This window comes from Streptomyces tremellae (assembly GCF_039540215.1).
Classification (GTDB): domain Bacteria; phylum Actinomycetota; class Actinomycetes; order Streptomycetales; family Streptomycetaceae; genus Streptomyces; species Streptomyces tremellae.
In genome coordinates, this window is the sequence record NZ_BAABEP010000017.1 from 1 (window position 1) to 18258 (window position 18258).

Here is an 18258-nt window from a genome sequence, read left to right on the forward strand (position 1 = left end):
GTGTGCCTCGCCGGCACGACGCGTCCCGGCCGTGCCTCAGGCCGGGGAGGTGCGGGGCGCGTGGGGGGCCGTGCCCGACTCCAGGAGGGCGACCGCGCGGGCCAGCCGGGCGGCCGCCTCCGTCGCCACCGGACCCGTGACCGTGAACGGCAGCCGTACGTACCCCTCGAACGCGCCGTCCACGCCGAACCGCGGCCCGGACGGCACCCGGACGCCCACGCGCTCACCGACCTCGGCGAGCCGCGAGCCCGAGAGGCCGCCGGTGCGCACCCAGAGCGTCAGGCCGCCGGACGGGACCTCGAACTCCCAGCGGGGCAGCGCCGCGCGCACCGCGGCGACCAGCGCGTCCCGGTTCTCCCTGGCCTGCGCGCGCCGCAGCCCCAGCGCCTCCTCCCAGCCCCCGGTCTCCATCAGCCAGTGCACGGCGAGCTGTTCGAGTACGGGGGTGCCGAGGTCGGCGTAGGCGCGGGCGGCGACGAGCGAGCGGACCACGTCGGGCGCTGCCCGCACCCAGCCGATCCGCATGCCCGCCCAGAACGCCTTGCTCGCGGAACCGACCGTGATCACCGTGCTGCCCGCCGGGTCGAAGGCACAGACCCGGCGCGGCATCGCGACGTACTCGTCGAGCGCGAGCTCCGACATGGTCTCGTCGACGACGAGCACCGTGCCGGCCGAGCGCGCCGCCTCCACCAGCTGCCTGCGCTGGTCCTCGTCGGCGAGCGCGCCCGTGGGGTTGTGGAAGTCGGCGACGACGTACGCGAGCCGCGGGGCCGCGTCCCGCAGCGCCTGCCGCCAGCGCGGCACGTCCCAGCCGCCCAGGCCCTCGGCCATGGCGACCGGCACCAGCCGCGCGCCCGCCTCTCGCATCAGCTGGAGGATGTTGGCGTACGAGGGCGACTCGACGGCGATCCGCTCGCCGCGCCCCGCGAAGAGGTGGCAGATCGCGTCCATGGCGCCCATCGCGCCCGTCGTGACCATGATCTGCTCGGGCATGGTGGGCACGCCGAGCGCCGTGTACCGCTCGGCGAGCAGCTGCCGCAGCACCGGCAGCCCCGCCGGATAGTCGCCGTGGGTGTGCGCGTACGGCGGCAGTTCGCCGAGCGCGCCGCCGACCGCGCGGGTGAGCCACGGCTCCGGCGCGGGCAGGGCGGCCGTGCCGAGGTCGATGAGGGAGCCGAGGGACTCGGGCGGCAGGGGTTCGAGGCCGCGGGCGGGCAGCGGGTTGCCCGCGGGCACCGCGGTCCAGCTGCCCGCTCCCCTGCGGGACTCCAGGAAGCCTTCGGAGCGCAGCGCCTCGTAGGCGGCCGCGACCGTGGTCCTGCTGACGCCGTGCGCCACGGCGAGCTCGCGCTCCGCCGGCAGCCGGGCGGCGACCGGCACGCGGCCCTCAAGCACGAGCAGCCTGATGCCGTCGGCGAGGGCGCGGTAGGCGGGCGGCCTGCGCCCGCCCGCGGGCGCCGCCGCACCTGCCGTGCGCTGCGCGGCGAGCTGCCTGGCGAGCTGGGTCGCGCCCACCGCGGACGTCCACTGGGCCATGACTGCGGTCCACCTTCCCCGAATTGGCCATGGTTGGCCCCGGCCGACCTGCCACAGGCTGGCGCTCACCGGTCCACCGATGCCATGGAAAGGGTACGCCGTGCCCCTTGCGCCTTACCGAGGCCGGCGGCTGCCGCGCCGCCTCGTCCAGCTGTACGCGGGTCTCGCCCTGTACGGCGCGTCGTCCGCGCTGATCATCCGCGGGAACCTCGGCCTCGAACCGTGGAACGTCCTGGGCCAGGGCGTCGGCGACCTGCTCGGCCTGCCGATCGGCACGGCCTCGATCGTCATCGGCGCCGCCGTACTGCTGCTGTGGATCCCGCTGCGGCAGCGGCCGGGGCTCGGCACCGTCTCCAACGTGTTCGTGGTGGGGCTCGCCATCGACGCGACGACCGCCGCGGTACCGGGGCCGCACTCCCTGGCCGCCCGGGTCTGCCTGCTCGCGGCCGGCATCGTGCTGAACGGCGCGGCGACGGGCCTGTACCTCGCGGCACGGTTCGGCGCGGGTCCGCGCGACGGCCTGATGACGGGGCTGCACCAGGTCACAGGGCGCTCCGTCCGGCTGGTGCGCACGGCGATCGAGGTCGCGGTGGTCGCCGCCGGGTTCGCGCTTGGCGGCTCGCTCGGCGTGGGCACGGTCGCGTACGCGCTGGCGATCGGCCCGCTCGCGCAGCTGTTCCTGCGCGTCTTCGCCCTCCCCGCGGCGGGCTGCCGCCCACCCGCGGTCGCCGGGACGACACCGTAGGGCGCCATACTGCGCCCGTGACCCGCACGCGCCCGCTCCACCCGTACCTCGACCGTCCGACGCCGCTCGCGTTCGCCCACCGGGGCGGCGCGGCCGGCGGCATCGAGAACACGGCGGCCGCGTTCCGCCGCGCCGCGGAACTCGGCTACCGCTACTTCGAGACGGACGTGCACGCGACGGCGGACGGCAGGCTCGTCGCCTTCCACGACGCGACGCTCGACCGGGTCACCGACGCGCGCGGCCGGATCGGGGCCCTGTCGTGGGCCGAGGTGGCGCGGGCGCGCGTCGCCGGCCGCGAGCCGCTGCCGCTCCTCGCCGACCTGCTGGCCGAGTTCCCGGACGCCCGCTGGAACGTCGACGTCAAGGCGCCGCCCGCGCTGCTGCCCCTGCTCGACCTGATCAGGTCGACGGACAGCTGGGACCGGGTCTGCGTCGGGTCGTTCTCCGAGGCGCGGGTGGCGCGCGCCGCCCGGCTCGCGGGCCCGCGGCTCGCCACCTCGTACGGGGTGCGCGGCGTGCTCGGGCTGCGCCTGTCCTCGCTCGGGGTGCCGTTCCCGGTGCGCCGCGGCGCGGTGTGCGCGCAGGTCCCGGTGGAGCAGGCGGGGGTGCGGGTGGTGGACCGCAGGTTCGTGGCGCGGGCCCACGCCCGGGGCCTCCAGGTGCACGTCTGGACGGTCAACGAGGCGGATCGGATGGAGGCGCTCCTCGACCTCGGCGTGGATGGCATCATGACCGATCATCTGGAGACGCTCCGGGCGGTGTTCGAGGCACGCGGAGTGTGGCGCTGACCGGAGGCGCGGGGCACAGGGGACGGAGAGGTGACGCAGGTGACGGTCGGGCCCGCGCACGAGACGGCAAGGGCGGACAGGTCGGCCGCCGACGAGGGCCCCGGGGCCCGCAGACGCGAGCAGCGCGGCTGGTACTTCTACGACTTCGCCAACTCGGTCTACTCGACGAGCGTCATCACGGTCTTCCTCGGTCCTTACCTCACCTCGGTGGCGCGCGCCGCGGCCGACGCAAGGGGCTTCGTCCACCCGCTGGGCATCCCGGTGCGCGCGGGCTCGCTGTACGCGTACACGATCTCGGCGTCGATCGTGCTTGCGGTGCTGGCGATGCCGCTGGTGGGCGCGGCGGCGGACCGTACCGGCCGCAAGAAGCCGCTGCTCGCGGCCTCGGCGTACGTGGGGGCCGCGGCCACGGCCGGGATGTTCTTCCTCAACGGGGACCGCTATCTGCTGGGCGCGGGGCTGCTGATCGTGGCGAACGTGGCGCTGCCGGTGTCGTCCGCCCTCTACAACGCGTATCTGCCGGAGATCGCCGGGCCCGAGGAGCGCGACCGGGTCTCCTCGCGTGGCTGGGCGTTCGGCTACACCTCGGGCGCGTTCGTCCTCGTCCTCGACCTGGTGCTCTACTCGGGCCACGACTCCTTCGGCCTCTCCCAGTCGACGGCGGTGCGGATCTGCCTGGCCTCCGCGGGCCTGTGGTGGGGCGCGTTCACCGTGGTCCCGCTGCGCAGGCTGCGCGACCGGCGGGCGGCGTCCCGCGGCGCGGACGGCGGGAGGACGGCGGCAGGGACGGCGGGCACCGGCTGGCGGCAGCTCGCGGCGACGCTGCGGGACATGCGCCGCCATCCGCTGACGCTGGCGTTCCTGCTCGCGTTCCTCATCTACAACGACGGCATCCAGACGGTGATCTCCCAGGCGTCGGTCTACGGCTCGGAGGAGCTGGGCCTCGGCCAGTCCACACTGATCGTCGCGGTGCTGCTCGTGCAGGTGCTCGCGGTCGCGGGGGCGCTCGCGATGGGGCGGCTCGCGCGGCTCTACGGCGGGAAACGGACGGTCCTCGGGTCGCTCGGCGTATGGGTCCTCATCCTTGTGGGGGGTTATTTCCTGCCCGCGGGGTCCCCCGTCTGGTTCTTCTTCCTCGCGGCGGCCATCGGCCTGGTGCTCGGCGGCAGCCAGGCGCTTTCGCGGTCGCTGTTCTCGCACATGGTGCCCGCGGGCAAGGAGGCCGAGTACTTCTCGGCCTACGAGCTCAGCGACCGGGGCCTGAGCTGGCTCGGGCCGCTCGCCTTCGGCCTCGCGTACCAGCTGACCGGCAGCTACCGGGTGGCGATCGTCTCACTTCTGGTGTTCTTCGTGGTGGGTTCCGTGCTGCTCGCGCGGGTACCGGTGAGGCAGGCGGTGGCCGACGCGGGCAACACCGTGCCCGAACGGATTTAGACGCCGGGGCGAAAGGGCGGTAGTGTACGCGTTTGGCCTGCCAGCCGTACCGTTCCTGCGTGGTTCAGTACGGAAAACCCCGGGGTGACATCTCACGCGAGAGGTGACGAAACGGACCACGGCGGGTACGCGAAGACCTAGTGAGGACCAGCGGTACGACGGGCGACGCAGCACCGGAACGGGAATCTTTACCGCCGACCGGACGTTGACCGGAAGACGACGACAGCGACATTTTGTCCTGTGGGCGACAAGCCCGGGAGGCACGATTCATGAGTGAGCGAGCTCTCCGCGGCACGCGACTCGTGGTGACCAGCTACGAGACGGACCGCGGCATCGATCTGGCCCCGCGCCAGGCGGTGGAGTACGCATGCCAGAACGGACATCGATTCGAGATGCCGTTCTCGGTAGAGGCGGAGATTCCGCCGGAGTGGGAGTGCAAGGCGTGCGGCGCCCAGGCACTCCTGGTGGACGGGGAAGGACCTGAGGAGAAGAAGGGCAAGCCCGCCCGTACGCACTGGGACATGCTCATGGAGCGGCGTACGCGCGAGGAGCTCGAAGAGGTCCTGGCGGAGCGGCTCGCCGTGCTCCGGTCGGGCGCGATGAACATCGCGGTGCATCCGCGGGACAGCCGGAAGTCCGCCTGATTCCGGACCGCTCCCCGGGCAGGGCACCGGGCGGCACAGACGACAAGCCGCGGGCTGCGACACGATCTCGGTGTCGCAGCCCGCGGCTTTTCCCTGCCCACGGCTTACCGTGCTCGGCCGGTCGGCGGGCCCCGGAGGTCCGGGAGATCTCCCGGCGCCCGGGTCTCCCGTCCGCGCCCCGGTCGTCAGGGGCAGGCCCCGGTCGTCAGGGACCCTGATCGTCAGGGACCCGATGTCAGAGAGGTCCCGTTCGTCAGGGGGTGAGGGGCGGGCGGGGTCCCTCGTCGTCGCGGCCGTCGCGGCGGCCGGAGCCCGGGGCGTCGTCGTCCCGCACGACCTCGCCCTGGACCACCGTTCCGTCCTGGGCCATCCGGGCCCGCTGGGCCTGCTGGAACGTGTCCCGGAGATCGCCGGGCACCGCGGCGCGCATCCGCCGCTCCACCGACCGGTCGGCGACGCGCCCCACGACGGCGCGGACCGGCGGGATCAGCAACAGCAGACCCGCCGCGTCGGTGATCAGCCCCGGGATCATGATCAGCAGACCGCCCAGCATCAGGAAGCCGTTCCTGCTGGAGTCGGCGCTCCGCTCGGGGGTCACCCCGCCCCGCTGCGCCTGCTGGAGGGTCGAGCGCAGGTTCTGGAAGGCGCGCCGGCCCGCCGTCTTCACAACGGCGGAGCCGAGCACGATGCCCGCCACGATGATCAGGAAGACCACGAACCCGTTCGTGGCGCCGCCGACGAGCGTCAGCAGCCAGATCTCCAGGGCGATCCAGACGAGGACGGCGAGCGGCAGCAGCCCCCGGGCGCGCGAACGCTTGGGGGCCGTCCCCTGCGGCATGGCGGTGGTCATGTCTCCAGTGTGCCTGGCGTCACGTCCGTACGGCATAAGGGGTGGGCGGGGGCGTACGGCGGGCGTGGGCGATCAGGAGGACTCGGCGGGCCGCGACTCGGCGGGGGACTCCCCCGCGGTGCGCGCGCGGCCGACGGCCCGTCTGCCGAGCAGCCGGTTGGCCCGGGTCTCCACGCCCCACGCGGTGACCCGGAAGAGGGCCTCCACGAAGATGTCGCGGCTCATCTTGGAGTCGCCGACCTCGCGGTCCACGAAGGTGATCGGCACCTCGACCACGTGGTAGCCGGCCTCGACGGCGCGCCGCGCGAGGTCGACCTGGAAGCAGTAGCCCTGCGAGGCGACGTCGTCGAGGCCGAGCCCTTCGAGGGTCTCCTTGCGGAAGGCGCGGTAGCCGCCGGTGACGTCCTTCATCGGGACGCCGAGCAGCAGCCGGGAGTACGTGCTGCCGCCGCGCGAGATGAGCTCGCGGGTGCGCGGCCAGTTGACCACCCGGCCGCCGGGCATCCACCGGGAGCCGAGCACCAGGTCGGCGCCCTTGAGCGCGGTGAGCAGGCGGGGCAGTTCCTCGGGCTGGTGGGAGCCGTCCGCGTCCATCTCCACCAGGACGCCGTAGCCGTGGTCGATGCCCCAGCGGAAGCCGGCGAGGTAGGCGGCGCCCAGCCCTTCCTTGCCCTCGCGGTGCAGGACGTGGACGTTGCCGTCGGCCGCTGCGAGGCCGTCGGCGATGCGGCCTGTGCCGTCGGGGCTGTTGTCGTCGGCGACCAGGATGTGGGCGTCGGGCACCGCGGAGCGCACACGCTTGACGATGGCCTCGACGTTCCCCGCCTCGTTGTAGGTCGGGATGATCACCAAGGCCGAGCCGAGCGGGCCGAACCGCCTCTGACCGCCGTCGTTCACTAGTGCCCCTTCGTCGTCCTGCGCCGGGGCACCACCATAGCGAGCACGGGCGCGGGGGTCGCTTCCACGGTGGCATGTCGGCGTGCGGCGCCGCCCCGCTCCCTCGCGGAGGGAGCGCTCGGCGGCACCGGGCCGGGGCGCCGGCTGCGGACCGGGACCCGGCGTCCTTCGGGCCGACCTGGGGCCCGCTGGCTGCGGGCCGACCGAAAGCCGTTGTCTACTGAACGCCGGGGCCCCGCCCGGGTCGCACCCGCCGACCGGCTGAAACCTTCCCGCTCCGCCGCCGCGCCGGGGCTGGGCCTGGCTCCCAGTGGAGGTGCGCCGGTGCGGCACGCCTCCCCTGACCCAGTGGCGTTCGGCGAGGGCGCGGGGAACGCCGGACGGTCGTCCTGTGGTGGACTCGCCGAACCTACCCGCCCTCGGCGCCCGGCTGTCAACACGCGCCCCACCTGCCCCGTCGCCGGGAACCAGCAGGTCAGCGACGAAGATCCGCAGGTCGCCGGGGAGCGCGGCGGCCCGGGTGGCGCGGCGCGGCGCGTCCCCACGTCACTCGTTCGGTCGCCTGAAGACGGTTTCCCCGCCGACGACGGTCTCCAGGCACTCCGGCAGGACGTGGCCGGGCGTCAGGTCGGGCAGCCCGGGCGTGCCGGAGCGCGGGTCGGTGGACCAGCGCGCCACCCGGTCGTCCGGCGCCTGGACGACGAGTTCCCCGGTGCGCCAGATCGCGTAGTCGGCGGGCGCGCCCGGCGCGAGGACCCCGGCGTCGTCACGGCCGAAGGCCCGCCAGCCGCCCCGGGTGTGGGCGGTGAAGGCGGCCCGTACGGAGACCCGGTGGGCGGGGGTGCGGTGGAAGGCGGCGGCCCGCACGGTGCCCCACGGGTCGAGCGGCGTGACCGGCGCGTCGGAACCCAGGGCGAGCGGCACGCCGGCCTTCAGCAGGGCCGCGTACGGGTTGAGGGTGCCGGCCCGCGCGGCGCCGAGGCGCGTCGCGTACATGCCGTCCTCGCCGCCCCAGGCCGCGTCGAAGGCGGGCTGCACGGAGGCGGTCAGGCCGAGTTCGGCGAAGGCCGCGACCGTCTCGGGGGTCATCATCTCCGCGTGCTCGATCCGGTGGCGCGCGGCCCGTACCCGGGCGGTCCCGAGGCGCTCCGCGACGGCCCGTACCCCGGCGACGACCGCGGCGAGCGCCGCGTCGCCGATAGCGTGGAAGCCCGCCTGGAGACCTGCTTCGGTGCAGGCGGCCACGTGCGCGGCGACGGCGTCCGCGTCGAGCTGCGGCTGCCCGGTGCCCGGGGCGTCCGCGTACGGCTCGCGGAGCCACGCCGTGTGGGAACCGAGCGAGCCGTCCACGAAGAGGTCGCCCGCCGCGCCGAGCGCGCCGAGTTCCCGCACCCGCCGCGCGCCCTTCTCGTCGGTGACGGGCTCGGCCCAGTACCCGCGCACCCGGGGTCCCGGCTCGGTCTCGGCGAGCGCGAGCAGCGCGGTGAAGTCGTCCTCGTCGGAGATCTCGGGGCCGCCGCACTCGTGCAGCGAGCCGATGCCGAGGGAGGCGGCGCGGGCGAGCGCGGCGCGCTGCGCCTCCGCGCGCCTGGCCGGGGTGACGGCGGCGTGCGCGGCGGCCCGTACGGCGTGGTGGGCCTCGCCGGTGACGGGGGCGTCGTGGGCGTAGCCCGGGCTGCCCGTGACGCCGGGGACCAGGTCGAGCAGGGCGGTGGTGACGACGGCGGAGTGCACGTCGGCGCGGGTCAGGTAGAGCGGCCTCCCGCCCGTGGCCTCGTCCAGCTCCGCGCGGCTCGGCGGCCGCAGGCCCGGCCAGCGCGAGGCGTCCCAGCCGTGTCCGAGGAGTACCCGGTCGGCGGGGCGGGCCGCGGCGTAGGCGCGCACGGCGGCGAGCGCCTCGGCCAGGTCCCGCGCGCCGGTCAGGTCGAGGCCGGTGAGCGCGAGCCCGGTCGCGGTGGTGTGGACGTGCGCGTCGGTGAAGGCGGGGGTGACGAGCGCGCCGTCGAGGTCCACGACCTCGTCCACGCCGCTCGCGAAGGAGTCGGCGGCGCCCTCGGAGCCGACCCAGGCGACCTGTCCGCGCTCGATCACCATCGCGGTGGCGAACGGATCTGCGGGGCTGTGGACCTCGCCGCGGCGCAGCAGCACGGTGCGGGAGTGGCTCTGGGGGGCGGTGCTCGGGTTCATGGGGACAGTCTCCCGCCTGTCCCACCGCGCTCAGATCCGGGGCGGCCGCGACTCGTAGGGCGTGGAGAGGACCACGGTGGTCCTGGTGGAGACGCCCGCGAGGGTGCGGATGCGGGTGAGCAGGTCCTCGAGTTCCACCGGTGCGGAGACCCGGACCTTGAGGATGTAGTTCTCTTCGCCCGCGACGCTGTGGCAGGCCTCGATCTCGTCGATGCCGGAGAGGCGCTCCGCGATGTCGTCGGGGGCGCTCGGGTCGAACGGCTTGACCGAGATGAACGCGGTCAGCGGCAGTCCCACGGCCTCGGGATCCACGACGGCGGCGTAGCCGCGGATCACGCCGCGCTGTTCGAGCCGCCTGACCCGCTGGTGCACCGCCGACGTGGACAGGCCCGTGGCCTTGCCCAGGTCGGTGTAGCTCATCCGGCCGTCCTTGACGAGCAACTCCACGATGCGGCGATCCAGCTCCTCCATGCGGGTCAACCTATTCCCCCAGGTCGCTCCCGGCACAGCCGGAACGGGGGTGGGATGATCCACGGACACCTCGTGTGACGAAGACCACAGCATCCGCCGGTGGCTCCGGCCGGCCACCGCGGTTACCCGGCGCACGCGGCGGGAAGTGCTTGCTGTGGTCGAGACCACACGATCCTGGTCGGCCCGTCCAAGGGGGAATGACTCCACATGCAGAGCCTCAAGCGCACCGGTACGTCCGGGGCCAAGTCCGCCGAGTTCGACGATGTCGCCGCGGAGGACGGCGGGTTCGACGACACCTTCGAGATGTACCGGGTCGTCTGCCCCTCCTGTGTGCAGCCGATCGCCCTGCTCGCGGACGAGGACACCCTCCCCGAGCACGCCCTGTGCCCCACCCGCTGGAGCCCGTTCACGCTCTCCGTCTGCCCGGGTACGGGCACTCCCGCCGCGGACGCCGGGTCGGCCGACGCGGGCGCCGGGGCCCAGGAGCAGGAGGCGGGGCTGCTGTTGACGCTGCCGCAGGGGCTCGACTGGCGCACCCAGCCCTTCTCGCACGTGGGCGGCCCCGGCTCGCGTCCGGTGCGCTGGACGGCGCCGGCGGGCGTGCGGGCGCTGCACGCGGCGCCGCGGGCCGCGGCTGCCTGACGCACCGTCAGGAGGCGTGTGCGCGGGCCGTGTCAGCCGTCCGTGCGCGCCGTGTTCAGCCGTGCTCGGGCCGCGCGCCGGGGTCCTGGCCGGTGTCCGTGTCCGTGTCCGTGGCCTGCCCCGTCTCCGTGTCCTGTCCGCCGTCCGCGGGCTCCCGGCCCGTCACGGGGTGCCAGTCGGGGTCGGGTGGCGGTGAGGGGCACTCGGGCGCGAACTCCTCGATGGTGTCGAGCGTGTGCCTGAGCATGCGCACCAGCAGGTCGCGCGGGATCTCCAGGGCGAGTTCCTGGTGCCCGAGCCATTCGAGCGTCAGCCACTCGACACTGCTGAGCCAGCCGAGGAGCGCGAGCCTGGCGATGGCGGGGATGTCCTGCGTACCGTAGGCGCCCTCGGCCAGGGTGAGGACGAGCCCCTGCCGCACGGCGTCCCTGATGGCCTGCACCTGCGTGTCGAACCCGACCCCGCCGTTGATGATGGTGCGGTAGGCGGACTCGTTCTCCTGCGCGAAGCGGAGGTACGCCTCGACGGTGCGCTGCACGCGTACCGCGCGCGGCAGCCCCGGGTCGCTCACGGCGAGTGTCACCAGCTCGTGGACCGAGTCCTCCACGATGGCCAGGTAGTAGCCGCGCTTGCTCTTGAAGTAGTAGTAGATCAGCCCCTTGGCGACCCCCGCGTGGCGGGCGATGTCGTCCATCGACAGGGCGTCGTAGGAGGTGTTCGCGAACAACTTCCGCCCGGTGGCGATGAGTTCGGACCGTCGAGCCTGCGACCGGGACGAAGCGCCGCTCTGCTGACCACGATTCACCTGCGCGTCCCGCCCTCCGGCCGTCACGGAACTGGCAGTATGTCAGAGACGGCAGCGCCGCAAGGCCCCAGGGGTTACCGGGGGACACCGCAGGTCGTACCGGGACGCGCACACCACTCGGTGTGTTCCGGCACACCGAGTGGTGTGCCGGAACACACCGGTTACGCTCAGAGCAGGCCGAAGGATTTCAGGGCGCGCTCCTGCGCCCGCGTCGGCCGGGGCGGCCAGTAGAGGTAGACGACACCGCCGGACCCGGAGGCCACGGCGCCGGTGTCGGTGTGGCGCTTGGTGCGCAGCCAGATGGTCTCGAACTCGGACCGCCGGTAGACGTTGCGCACGGCCGCGTCGTCCTCGGACGCCGGGTCGTTGGCGATCACGTCGCCGTCCGCGGTGAAACCGACGATCGCCATGAGGTGGCCCGAGGTGCCGTAGCCGGCGCCGGTCAGCTCCGAGGCGAGGAAGGACTGCGACGTGATGACCGGCATGCCCGCGGCGACGAAGGTCTCGATGTCGCTGAGCGAACCCAGCCTCGTCACGGCCGCGTTCATCCCGCGGCTCGCCGCGTAGGCCGCGTTGAAGGGCCAGTTGCCGCAGCCCTCGTACTGGTAGTCGTAGGTGTAGCGGGCGGCGGTGTCGACCTGCGGGTCGGCGTACGAGGGATCGACCCAGGCCGTCTCCGCGCGGGTGGGGCCGTGGCCCCAGTAGTCGAGGACCATCGAGGTGGAGGTGGGGCTGCACCAGGCCTCCCCGCCGTTGTCGTACTGCGGGTACTGGCCCTTGTGGATGTCCTGCGAGTAGGCGGGGACGCGCAGTTCGTGCGCGAGGCCCGGCTTCGAGGTGGGCACGGTGAAGCGGGCGGGCACGGCGGAGGCCATGGCGCCGAGCCGCCGCACGACGGGCGTCCCGCGGGTGCCCGGCTTCCGGTAGAGCGTCAGCCGCAGCCGGTACGCGGCGACGCGCAGCGCCCCCGCCTCGTCGTCGAGCGCGAAGGTGTCGGTGGAGATGGACGAGTGGCCGTCGGACTGGCCGTCGACCGAGGTGCGCCGGATGTCGCCGTCTGCGTCGCCCGCCGTCCAGCGGCCCATCACGTACCAGGGGGTGCGGGTGCCGTCGGTGTAGTGGCCCTGGAGTTCCACCTGGAGCCAGGTGCCGGCGGGGGTGTCGGCGTTCCAGTGGGCGACGATCTCGGTGGCGGGCACGGCGGGGCGGTGGAGCGGGCCGGTCCAGGTGGCGTACTCCCAGGTGGCGGTGGTGCCGGTGTGCGGGTCCGCATAGTCCGTGCGGCCCACGGCCTCGCCGAGGGTGATCCCCTGGGCGCCGCCGGGCGCGACGCGGGTGCCGCGGCCCGTGCCGGCGAGCCAGCCGTGGCGGCCGGACCAGAACGCGTTGTCCACGGTGCCCGCCGGGGGTGCGTCGCGGCCCGCGGCGGGGGCGGCGGACGCGGCCTGGGTTCCCGCCGCGGCTGCCGCCGCGATCGCTGCGGCAAGAACGGTTCTGCGCGAGGTGTGCATGGTCATACGACTCCTGTCGGAGTGGGCGCGACGAACGCGGTGACGACTGATCGAACAGTGCGGCTCGGGCCCACTATCGCCTCTCCCCCGGCCGTGAGGCCACACTTCCGGGGCGACTCGCCCCGACCGTCATTGGCATGGACCACTGACGCTGCCTGCGGCGATGCGGCGGCGCCGCCGTGCGCGGGGGCCGGTGGCCGCCGCCCGTAGGCTGGCCGGATGGACGACCTTCCCGCACTGGCCGACGCGCTCGCCGCGCTGCCCCCCTCGTGCGGGCCGGTGCGCCTCGTGGCGGTGGACGGGCACGCGGGCTCGGGAAAGAGCACCTTCGCCGGCCGGCTCGCGGCGGTGCTGGGCGGCGCGCCGGTCCTGCGTCTCGACGACCTCGCGAGCCACGACGAGCCGTTCGGCTGGCTGCCGCGGCTCACCCGGCAGGTGACCGGGCCGCTGGCGCACGGGCAGGAGGCGCGGTACGCGCCGTACGACTGGAGCGCGCGCCGCTTCACCGCGCCCCGGAGCCTGCCGCCGGCGCCGGTCGTCCTCGTCGAGGGCGTGGGCGCGGGCCGGGCGGGGCTGCGCCCCCTGCTCGCCGCGCTGCTGTGGATGGACCGGGGCGCCGAGGACGCGTGGCGGCGCGGCAGGCGCAGGGACGGGGCCGGCCTCGCGGACTTCTGGGACGGGTGGGTTCGCGCCGAGGCCGGGCACTTCGCCGCCGACCCGTCACGGCCGTACGCGGACGCACTGGTGCGGGAGGTTCCTGAGGGGTATCGCGTGGCACGAGTGAGCGGTGGGGCGCTCACAACTCATCGCGCGGGCGGCCCACTCACCCCTCCTTCTCACACACCGTGACGGTGTGTCGCGTCAGCGCGACGGTCTGCCGGAGCGGTCCGTGGCCGCCTCCGGCGCGGCTTGACCGCGGGGCGGTGGTGGTCTTACGTTCTCAATGTGCGGCTTCTCGAGCGGCCGCCCCAGACACGAAGCCCCCGGTCGTTCCCCCGTGACCGGGGGCTTCGTTCTGTCCGCGCACGACCGGGGCGCCTCCCACCGGCCGTTTTCGTCACGCGCCGTGACCGCTCGGCGGTCTGCCGGTGATCACGCCCGGCCGCTTGGAGCCCCGCCGTACGTGGGTACGATGCACTGCGGTGCGGTCAGATTCCGTCCGCCCAGAGGTGGTTGAGCAGGGGCTGGTGGGCAGCCGCCCGCCGGGACACCACGGGGCACGGCGTGTGTGGGGGACCTGGATGGACATCGGTACGCCGGGCATGATGGCCCCGGCCGACCTCGCGTGGGTGCGGGGCGTCGACGCGTACACGATGGGCGCCTACCAGCAGGCCGAGGAGGAGTTCAGGACCGCGGTGCGGCTCGACCCCGGGATGGCCGACGGCTGGCTCGGACTGCACGCCCTGCGCGCGGACACCGCCACCGCCCTGCTGCGGATGCACGCGGGCCGCGACCGCTTCGGCGAGCAGCGGGCCCGGCACGGACGCACCCTCAACTCCTGGTACTGGCTCGGCTGGTGGGTCCAGCCGATCCTGGAGACCGAGCGGGACCTGCTGCTCGCCCACGCCTCGCACTGGCTCGACAGCCGCCGGGTCCCCGAGCTCGACCAGGCGCTCGCCGCGCTGCCGCCCGCCCAGGCCGACCCCCAGGTGCGGTTCCTCCACGCCTGCCGCGCCTACCTCGTCAAGGACTGGGAGCTGCTGGCCCGGTGCACGGACCCGCTGCTCGACGACCCGCAACTCGGCACCGAGGCCGGTCTTTTCGCCGGCATGGCGCGCATCAGGCTGGAGATGTACGGGCAGGCGGAGCCGCTGCTCGCCACGGCCCTGATGCGCTGCCGCAGCGAGCAGCCGCAGCGCAAGGAGCTGCGCTACTGGCTGGCCCGCGCCCATGAGGGCACCGGGCGCACCGCCGCCGCCTTACCGCTGTACCGGGCGGTGCACCGGATGGACCCGTACTTCATGGACACGGCCGCCCGGCTGGCCGCCATAGCCGACGCCGACGGCTACGACCCGGAGGACGGCGGCCCCTACGACCCGGCGGACCCGGCGGGCGCGGTGCCCGTCGCGCTGGCCGGCCCGGGGATCGACGCCGTCTCCGAGCCGCAGGGCGAGCAGCAGGACGCCGCGTTCCCCACGGACCCGCGCTTCGGCTCCGCGGTGCCAGGCGCCGCGGGACCGCCCGCCCCCGCGCGCTCCCCCGACGAGATACGCGAGCGCACGGACCCGCCGCCGCGGCAGCCCTCCGCAGGCTCCGCCGTCCCGCTCGCCGCCGCCAACCCGGCCCTGCTCGCCGAGGCGCTCGCGGAGCTGGAGCGGATGGTGGGCCTGGAACCGGTGAAGCGTCAGGTCAGGGCGCTCTCCGCGCAGTTGAACATGGCCAGGCTGCGGGCCGGCGAGGGACTCCCGGTCCAGCCGCCGAAGCGGCACTTCGTCTTCCTCGGTCCCTCGGGCACCGGCAAGACCACCGTGGCGCGGATCCTCGGCCGGGTCTTCTACGCGCTCGGGCTGCTCGGCGGCGACCATCTGGTGGAGGCGCAGCGGGCCGACCTCGTGGGCGAGTTCCTCGGCCAGACGGCGGTCAAGGCGAACGAGCTGATCGACTCCGCGATCGGCGGGGTCCTCTTCGTGGACGAGGCGTACAGCCTCTCCAACGCGGGCTACAGCAAGGGCGACGCCTACGGCGAGGAGGCCCTCCAGGTGCTGCTGAAGCGGGCCGAGGACAACCGGGACGACCTGGTGGTGATCCTGGCCGGCTACCCCGAGGGCATGGAGCGGCTCTTCGCCGCCAACCCCGGCCTGTCGTCCCGGTTCACCACCCGGGTGGACTTCCCGAGCTACCGGCCGCTCGAACTGACCGCGATCGGCGAGGTTCTCGCGGCCGAGGGCGGCGACCACTGGGACGAGGAGGCGCTCGACGAGCTGCGCTCGCTCAGCCTGCACGTGGTGGACCAGGGCTGGATCGACGAGCTGGGCAACGGCCGCTTCCTGCGGACGCTCTACGAGAAGTCCTGCGCCTACCGGGACCTGCGGCTCGCCGGGTACGCGGGCACGCCGACCCGCGAGGACCTGTCGACGCTCCGCCTGCCCGACCTGATGCAGGCGTACGGCGAGGTGCTCGCGGGGCGCCGCGGGGACGGGCAGCCGGGCTGACCCCTGGCCCGGGCCGCGGTTCCGCGCGCCCGCCGCGGGGCCCGTTCGGTACGGGCCCCGCGGCGGGCGCGGCAGGTCACGGGCGCGGACTCAGCGCCAGGCCCGTACCGCCGCCCGTGACGGTGTCCTGGGTGGGCAGCGGCGCGGGCGCCTCCCGGTGCGACGGGTCGCGGACCTCGCCGACCAGGGTCTCCAGCACGTCCTCCAGCGCGACGAGGCCGATGACCCGGCCGGACGCGTCCGCGACCTGCGCGAGGTGCGTCGCGGCCCTGCGCATCACGGTGAGCGCGTCGTCCAGCGGGAGTTCCGCGCGCAGCGTGGTCATCGGGCGCCACAGGTACTGGGGCACGGCACGCTCCGGGTCCTCCAGGTCGAGGACGTCCTTGACGTGCAGGTACCCCATGAAGGCACCGCCCGCCGCCGCGCACACCGGGAAGCGCGAGTAGCCGGTGCGCACCGTCAGCTCCTCGATCTCCCGGGGTGTGACGGCCGCGGTGACCGTCACCAGGGACGCGCGCCGCAGCAGGACGTCGGTGACGGGCCTGCTGCCCAGTTCGAGCGCGTCCTCAAGCTGCTCCTGCGCCTCGGGTTCGAGCAGCCCCGCCTGGCCCGAGTCCTCGACGAGGCGCACCAGCTGCACGCTGGTGTACACCGCGTCGATCTCGTCCTTGGGTTCCACCCGGAACAGCCGCAGCACCAGCCGCGCGCAGGCGGCGAGCGCGGTGGTCACCGGGCGGCAGGGCCGCGCGAAGGCGACCAGCCAGGGGCTCAGCCACATCGCGGCCTTGTCGGGCGCCGCCATGGCGAGGTTCTTCGGCACCATCTCGCCGATGACGAGGTGCAGGAACGACACGAGGACCAGCGCGATCGCGTACCCCACGGGGTGCACGGCGCCCTCGGGCACGTGCACCGCCTGGAAGACGGGTTCGAGCAGGTGGGCCACGGTCGGCTCGGCGACCGCGCCGAGCGTCAGGGAGCAGATCGTGACGCCGAACTGCGCGGCGGCCATCATCTGCGGCAGGTTCTCAAGACCGTGGAGGGTCCTGCGGGCGCGCACCGAACCCTGCCGCGCGTACGGCTCGATCTGGCTGCGGCGCACGGAGACGAGGGAGAACTCGGCCGCGACGAAGAAGCCGTTGACGAGTACGAGGAGCACCGCGCAGACCAGTTGGAGGAGGCTCATCGCCGGCCTCCCGCCGCCGCGGTCTCGGGTGAGGTCGCCCCGGGCACGGCGGCCGTGCGGACGATCCGTACGCGCTCCGCGCGGTAGCGGTCGACCTGGCGCACGGAGAGCCGCCAGCCCGGCAGCTCCACCCGGTCGCCCGGCACCGGGATGCGGCCGAGGAGGTCGGCGACGAGGCCGGCGAGCGTCTCGTAGGGCCCGTCGGGTGCTTCGAGGCCGATCCGCCTGAGAGTGAGGACGCGGGTGCTGCCCTCGGCCTCCCAGGCGGCCCGCCCGTCCTCGGGTGCCACGGGCACGATCTCGGGACGTGCCTCGCCCTCGTCGTCGTGCTCGTCGCGCACCTCGCCGACGAGTTCCTCCACGATGTCCTCGATGGTGACGACGCCCGCGGTGCCGCCGTACTCGTCGACGACGACGGCGATCGGCTGCTGGGTGCGGAGCCGGGCCAGCAGTTGGCGCGCGGGCAGCGTCTCGGGCACCAGCAGCGCGGGGATGGCGACACGGGTGACGGGGGTGCGCTGCCGCAGGTGCGCGGGCACGGCGAGCGCGTCCTTGAGATGGACCATGCCGACGATCTCGTCGATCCGCTCCCGGTAGACCGGGAAGCGGGACAGGCCGGTGGCGCGCGTGAGGTTCACGACGTCCGCCGCGGTGGCATCGCTCTGGAGCGCGCTGACCTTCACGCGCGGCGTCATCACGTGCTGGGCGGTGAGGCCGCCGAGCGCGACGGTCCGTACGAACAGGTCGGCGGTGTCCTGTTCCAGGGTGCCGGCCTTGGCGGAGTGGCGGGCGAGCGAGACGAGTTCGCCCGGGGTGCGGGCGGAGGCCAGCTCGTCGGCCGGCTCGACACCGAGCGTCCGGACGATCCGGTTGGCGACGGCGGTGAGCAGGGCGATGACGGGCCGGAACAGCAGGGTGAAGCGGTGCTGCGGCCCGGCGACGAACCGCGCGACCTGGAGCGGCCTGGAGACCGCCCAGTTCTTCGGTACGAGTTCTCCGATGACCATCTGGGCACCGGAGGCGACGAGCATGCCGACCACCACGGCGATCGCGGAGACCGCGCCCTCGGGCAGGCCCGTCGCGGCCAGCGGCGGCGCGAGCAGGTCGTCGAGGGCGGGTTCGGCGAGCATGCCGACGACCAGGGAGGTGACGGTGATGCCGAGCTGGGTGCCGGAGAGCTGGAAGGACAGCTCGCGCACGGCCTTCACGACGACCGCCGCGCGCCGGTCGCCCGCGGCGGCGGCGCGCTCGGCGTCCGCCCTCTCCACGGTGACGAGACCGAACTCGGCGGCCACGAAGAAGCCGTTGGCGAGGATCAGGACGAGCGCCGCCGCGAGCAGGAGCAGGGGGACGATCATGCCGCCGCCTCCGGAGAGGGGGCGGCGCAGGTACTACAGGACGTTCCGTCCATTG

General features: G+C 74.2%; 15 protein-coding genes and 1 pseudogene. 7 read left to right on the forward strand and 9 right to left on the reverse strand.

Annotation, left to right across the window (positions count from 1 at the left end; translation table 11 throughout):
* Positions 1–36 precede the first annotated feature (36 nt).
* Positions 37–1536 (reverse strand): SCO1417 family PLP biosynthesis transcription factor, encoded by a 1500-nt coding sequence (locus tag ABEA77_RS14530; protein ID WP_345646447.1) that lies wholly within the window; start codon positions 1534–1536, stop codon positions 37–39.
* Between the two features lie 100 nt (positions 1537–1636).
* Between ABEA77_RS14530 and yczE the strand changes: the two genes are divergently transcribed.
* The 4 genes from yczE to ABEA77_RS14550 all read left to right on the forward strand — a co-directional run bounded on the left by yczE (position 1637) and on the right by ABEA77_RS14550 (position 5147).
* A complete protein-coding gene (gene yczE, locus ABEA77_RS14535) occupies positions 1637–2281 on the forward strand; it encodes a membrane protein YczE (protein ID WP_345646450.1) in 645 nt (214 codons plus the stop codon).
* 17 nt (positions 2282–2298) lie between these two features.
* Positions 2299–3069, forward strand: a complete 771-nt coding sequence (locus ABEA77_RS14540) for a glycerophosphodiester phosphodiesterase family protein (RefSeq protein ID WP_345646452.1) — start codon at positions 2299–2301, stop codon at positions 3067–3069.
* 39 nt (positions 3070–3108) lie between these two features.
* Complete coding sequence (locus tag ABEA77_RS14545; protein WP_345646683.1) at positions 3109–4503, forward strand: MFS transporter; 1395 nt, start codon at positions 3109–3111, stop codon at positions 4501–4503.
* A 269-nt stretch (positions 4504–4772) separates the two neighbouring features.
* Entirely contained in the window at positions 4773–5147 is a 375-nt protein-coding gene (locus ABEA77_RS14550) for an RNA polymerase-binding protein RbpA (protein WP_030757047.1), read from the forward strand.
* A 253-nt stretch (positions 5148–5400) separates the two neighbouring features.
* Here the strand turns inward: ABEA77_RS14550 and fxsA are convergent, their stop codons facing one another.
* The 4 genes from fxsA to ABEA77_RS14570 form a co-directional block, all read right to left on the reverse strand.
* Positions 5401–5997, reverse strand: a complete 597-nt coding sequence (fxsA, locus tag ABEA77_RS14555) for an FxsA family membrane protein (protein ID WP_345646455.1) — start codon at positions 5995–5997, stop codon at positions 5401–5403.
* A gap of 72 nt (positions 5998–6069) precedes the next feature.
* On the reverse strand, positions 6070–6894 hold the full coding sequence (locus ABEA77_RS14560) for a polyprenol monophosphomannose synthase (protein WP_345646457.1): 825 nt from the start codon (positions 6892–6894) through the stop codon (positions 6070–6072).
* Between the two features lie 546 nt (positions 6895–7440).
* Positions 7441–9081 (reverse strand): amidohydrolase, encoded by a 1641-nt coding sequence (locus tag ABEA77_RS14565; RefSeq protein WP_345646460.1) that lies wholly within the window; start codon positions 9079–9081, stop codon positions 7441–7443.
* Between the two features lie 30 nt (positions 9082–9111).
* Entirely contained in the window at positions 9112–9552 is a 441-nt protein-coding gene (locus tag ABEA77_RS14570; RefSeq protein ID WP_345646463.1) for an Lrp/AsnC family transcriptional regulator, read from the reverse strand.
* Positions 9553–9759: 207 nt separating this feature from the next.
* Between ABEA77_RS14570 and ABEA77_RS14575 the strand changes: the two genes are divergently transcribed.
* On the forward strand, positions 9760–10194 hold the full coding sequence (locus ABEA77_RS14575; protein ID WP_345646466.1) for a hypothetical protein: 435 nt from the start codon (positions 9760–9762) through the stop codon (positions 10192–10194).
* 184 nt (positions 10195–10378) lie between these two features.
* Here ABEA77_RS14575 and ABEA77_RS14580 read toward each other — a convergent pair.
* Together ABEA77_RS14580 and ABEA77_RS14585 are read right to left on the reverse strand one after the other, a co-directional pair.
* Positions 10379–10999 (reverse strand): annotated as a pseudogene (locus ABEA77_RS14580) (TetR/AcrR family transcriptional regulator); the annotation flags it as partial.
* Between the two features lie 167 nt (positions 11000–11166).
* Positions 11167–12516: a peptidase C39 family protein gene (locus ABEA77_RS14585; RefSeq protein WP_345646469.1), complete on the reverse strand. Its 1350-nt coding sequence runs from the start codon at positions 12514–12516 to the stop codon at positions 11167–11169.
* Between the two features lie 213 nt (positions 12517–12729).
* On the opposite strand from ABEA77_RS14585, the gene ABEA77_RS14590 reads away from it, so the two are divergent.
* Complete coding sequence (locus tag ABEA77_RS14590) at positions 12730–13359, forward strand: uridine kinase family protein (protein ID WP_345646472.1); 630 nt, start codon at positions 12730–12732, stop codon at positions 13357–13359.
* A 392-nt stretch (positions 13360–13751) separates the two neighbouring features.
* On the forward strand, positions 13752–15662 hold the full coding sequence (locus ABEA77_RS14595; protein ID WP_345646474.1) for an AAA family ATPase: 1911 nt from the start codon (positions 13752–13754) through the stop codon (positions 15660–15662).
* A 76-nt stretch (positions 15663–15738) separates the two neighbouring features.
* On the opposite strand, the gene ABEA77_RS14600 is transcribed toward ABEA77_RS14595, so the two are convergent.
* The gene (locus tag ABEA77_RS14600; protein WP_345646475.1) at positions 15739–16845 is read right to left on the reverse strand and encodes a hemolysin family protein; all 1107 of its coding nucleotides are present in this window, start codon (positions 16843–16845) and stop codon (positions 15739–15741) included.
* Complete coding sequence (locus ABEA77_RS14605; RefSeq protein WP_345646478.1) at positions 16842–18203, reverse strand: hemolysin family protein; 1362 nt, start codon at positions 18201–18203, stop codon at positions 16842–16844. The genes ABEA77_RS14600 and ABEA77_RS14605 overlap by 4 nt, the downstream gene beginning before the upstream one ends.
* Between the last annotated feature and the right edge of the window lie 55 nt (positions 18204–18258).